Consider the following 3,014-nt stretch of genomic DNA (forward strand, 5'->3'; position numbering starts at 1 on the left):
CTCGGCAAGGGCGTGTGCCAGGACCTGCGCCACATCTTTATCGCGGCCGCGCGGCATATCGGAATACCCGCACGCTATGTGAGCGGCTATCTGTTGCGCGCCGACGGCGTCGAGGAGCAGCAGGCCGGCCATGCCTGGGCGGAGGCTTACGTGCCCGATCTCGGCTGGGTCGGCTTCGATCCCGCCAACAGCATCTGCGCCACCGACGCCCATGTCCGCGTCGCGATCGGGCTCGACTATCTCGGCGCGGCGCCGGTGCGCGGCACGCGCTATGGCGGCGGCACGGAAACGCTGACCGTGGCGGTCAAGGTCGAGCAGGCCGGCCGCGGCGGCCAGTCGCAATCGCAGTCCCAGCGGCAGAGCTAGGAGCCGCCGGCCGAACACATTCGGCGTGCTACACTTGCGGGATCGGATCAGACCCGCGAGGTTAGCCATGGCGACAGTGAAACTGCTTTCGGATGACGAACTTTCGGCCGAGGCGCGCGCCGTCTTCGACGACATCCGAAAGGTGCGGAAGTCGGACTTCGTCAACAATTTCTGGCGTGCGCTGGCGCATGATCCGAAGACGCTGCGGCGGACCTGGGAGAGCATCAAGGAGGTGATGGCTCCCGGCGCGCTCGATCCCAAGGTCAAGGAAATGCTCTATGTCGCGGTGTCGGTCGCGCATGGCTGCAGCTATTGCATTCACTCCCACACCGCCGCCGCACGGGCCAAGGGCATGACCGAGGCCGAATATGCCGAGCTGCTCGCCATCGTCGGCATGGCCGCGGAGACGAACCGGCTGGTGACCGCGCTCGGTGTACCGGTCGACGAGGCCTTTCTGCTGGGTGCCGCGGATTGAGGGACAAGAGCTGACTGTCATTCCGGGGCGCGCGCAGCGCGAGCCCGGAATCCAATCATCCACCCACTCTGCTGCCCAATGGATTCCGGGCTCGCGACTTCGTCGCGCCCCGGAATGACGGGCTTAATATCGGGGGTTGGACCGGCCCCTGAAATTGGCTAGTAATTCCGCGCAAACGCGTTCGGGGACTGGAAATGACCTATTGCTGCGGAATCCTGGTTCGGGACGGTCTGGTGATGATCGCCGACACCCGCACCAATGCCGGCCTCGACAACGTCTCGACCTTCCGCAAGCTGCACATCTTCTCCAAGCCGGGCGAGCGCATCATGGCGATCGCCAGCGCCGGCAACCTCGCCATCAGCCAGTCCGTGCTGTCGACGCTGACCGAAGGTCTCGAAGATCCCAACACGGGCGAGATCGAGACGCTGATGAACGCGCCGACCATGTTCCAGGCCGCCCAGCGCATCGGCCGGGCGATCCGCGCCGTGCACGCGACCGAAGGCCCGGCGCTGAAATCGGAGGACGTGTCCTTCGACGTCTCCTTCCTGTTCGGCGGCCAGATCAAGGGCGCGCGCATGCGTCTGTTCATGGTCTACACCGCCGGCAATTTCATCGAGTGCACCACCGACACGCCCTACTTGCAGATCGGCGAGCACAAATACGGCAAGCCGGTGCTCGACCGTGCCATGCATTACGACGTCGAGCTCTACGAGGCACTCAAGACCGGCCTGATCTCGATGGACTCGACGATGCGATCCAATCTCGGCGTCGGCCTGCCGATCGACGTGCTGGTGGTGCGCACGGACGCCTGCGAAGCCGATCTCAACCACCGCATCGAGGCGGGCGAGCCTTATTTCCACGATTTGCGTTCACGCTGGTCGGCGGCCTTGCGCGCCGCCCACCAGAACATTCCGCGTCCGCCCTACAAGAACGACAAAGAACCCAAAACCTGACAGCAGAACAGAAAAGGCAGGAAACGATGAGTGAAGCAAAGAAGATCGCCCTGGTGACGGGCGCCGGCACCGGCGTCGGCCGCGCGGCCTCGCTGGCGCTGATGAACACCGGCTTCACCGTGGTGCTTGCGGGGCGCCGGCTCGACATGCTCGAGGAGACCGCAAAGCTCGGCCCCGCGGGAAAAAGCCTTTGCGTCACCGCCGACATGACCAAGCCGGACTCGATCGCCGCGCTGTTCGACAAGGTGAAGACGACCTATGGCCGCCTCGACGTGCTCTTCAACAATGCCGGCATGGGCGCGCCTGCCGTGAACTTCGAGGACCTCAGCCTCGAGCAATGGCAGGCGGTGGTGAACACCAACCTCACCGGCCCGTTCCTGTGCACCCAGCACGCCTTCCGCATCATGAAGGACCAGACCCCGCGCGGGGGCCGCATCATCAACAACGGCTCGATCTCGGCGCACGCGCCGCGGCCGTTCTCGGCGGCCTATACCTCGACCAAACACGCCATCACCGGCCTGACCAAGGCCAGCAATCTCGACGGCCGCATGTACGACATCGCGGTCGGCCAGGTCGACATCGGCAATGCGGCGACGCCGATGACCGATCGCATGGTCAACGGCCCCGGCGTCCTGCAGCCCGACGGCACCACCAAGCATGAGCCGCGCATGGACTCCAAGGCGGTCGGCGATGCCGTGGCCTACATGGCCAGCCTGCCGCTCGACGCCAACGTGCTGACCATGACGGTGATGGCGACCAAGATGCCGTTCGTCGGACGGGGCTAGTTCCGCGCTCGTGCCCCGGACGCAGCGCGGCATGCAATGACGCGCTGCCGAGCCGGGGCCCATCCCTCGTTCCGGGCTTCTGGGTCCCGGCTCTGCGCCGCAACGCTGACGCGTTGCCGCTTGTCCGGGACACGAGACCTTCACCTTACTCCAGACTCTCCACCTTGCGCAGGCTCGGAAACAGCTTCATCCAGAGCAGCGCCACTGCAACGGTGGCGACGCCACCGAGCGCGGCGGCGGGCATAGCGCCGAGCAGCGCGGCTGCTACCCCGCTCTCGAATTGGCCGAGTTGGTTCGAGGCGTTGATGAACAGGAAATTCACTGCGCCGACCCGGCCGCGCATCTCGTCGGGCGTCGACAGCTGCACCAGCGAAAAGCGGATCACGACGCTGATCGTGTCGGCGGCCCCCAAAACGGCGAGCGACAGCACCGATA

Annotated in this window: 4 protein-coding genes and 1 pseudogene; 4 read left to right on the forward strand and 1 reads right to left on the reverse strand. The window is 65.5% G+C overall.

Annotation, left to right across the window (positions count from 1 at the left end; genetic code table 11):
- The 4 genes from JHD07_RS24375 to JHD07_RS24390 form a co-directional block, all read left to right on the forward strand.
- A partial coding sequence (locus JHD07_RS24375; protein ID WP_291626686.1) for a transglutaminase family protein occupies positions 1–366 on the forward strand: 366 nt, incomplete at its 5' end.
- Positions 367–433: 67 nt separating this feature from the next.
- On the forward strand, positions 434–841 hold the full coding sequence (locus tag JHD07_RS24380) for a carboxymuconolactone decarboxylase family protein (RefSeq protein ID WP_291626688.1): 408 nt from the start codon (positions 434–436) through the stop codon (positions 839–841).
- A 194-nt stretch (positions 842–1,035) separates the two neighbouring features.
- Positions 1,036–1,794 carry a proteasome-type protease gene (locus JHD07_RS24385; RefSeq protein ID WP_025037198.1) on the forward strand — a complete coding sequence of 253 codons (759 nt, stop codon included), beginning with the start codon at positions 1,036–1,038 and terminating at the stop codon, positions 1,792–1,794.
- Positions 1,795–1,820: 26 nt separating this feature from the next.
- The gene (locus tag JHD07_RS24390) at positions 1,821–2,579 is read left to right on the forward strand and encodes an SDR family oxidoreductase (RefSeq protein ID WP_291626690.1); all 759 of its coding nucleotides are present in this window, start codon (positions 1,821–1,823) and stop codon (positions 2,577–2,579) included.
- Positions 2,580–2,724: 145 nt separating this feature from the next.
- On the opposite strand, the pseudogene JHD07_RS24395 reads toward JHD07_RS24390, so the two are convergent.
- Positions 2,725–3,014: pseudogene (locus JHD07_RS24395) on the reverse strand (MFS transporter); the annotation flags it as partial.

The organism is Bradyrhizobium sp., assembly GCF_016462955.1.
Classification (GTDB): domain Bacteria; phylum Pseudomonadota; class Alphaproteobacteria; order Rhizobiales; family Xanthobacteraceae; genus Bradyrhizobium.

Coding starts and splice junctions, on each gene's coding strand:
- JHD07_RS24390 (WP_291626690.1), top strand. CDS start 1,821: ATGAGTGAAGCAAAGAAGATCGCCCTGGTGACGGGCGCCGGCACCGGC.
- JHD07_RS24385 (WP_025037198.1), top strand. CDS start 1,036: ATGACCTATTGCTGCGGAATCCTGGTTCGGGACGGTCTGGTGATGATC.
- JHD07_RS24380 (WP_291626688.1), top strand. CDS start 434: ATGGCGACAGTGAAACTGCTTTCGGATGACGAACTTTCGGCCGAGGCG.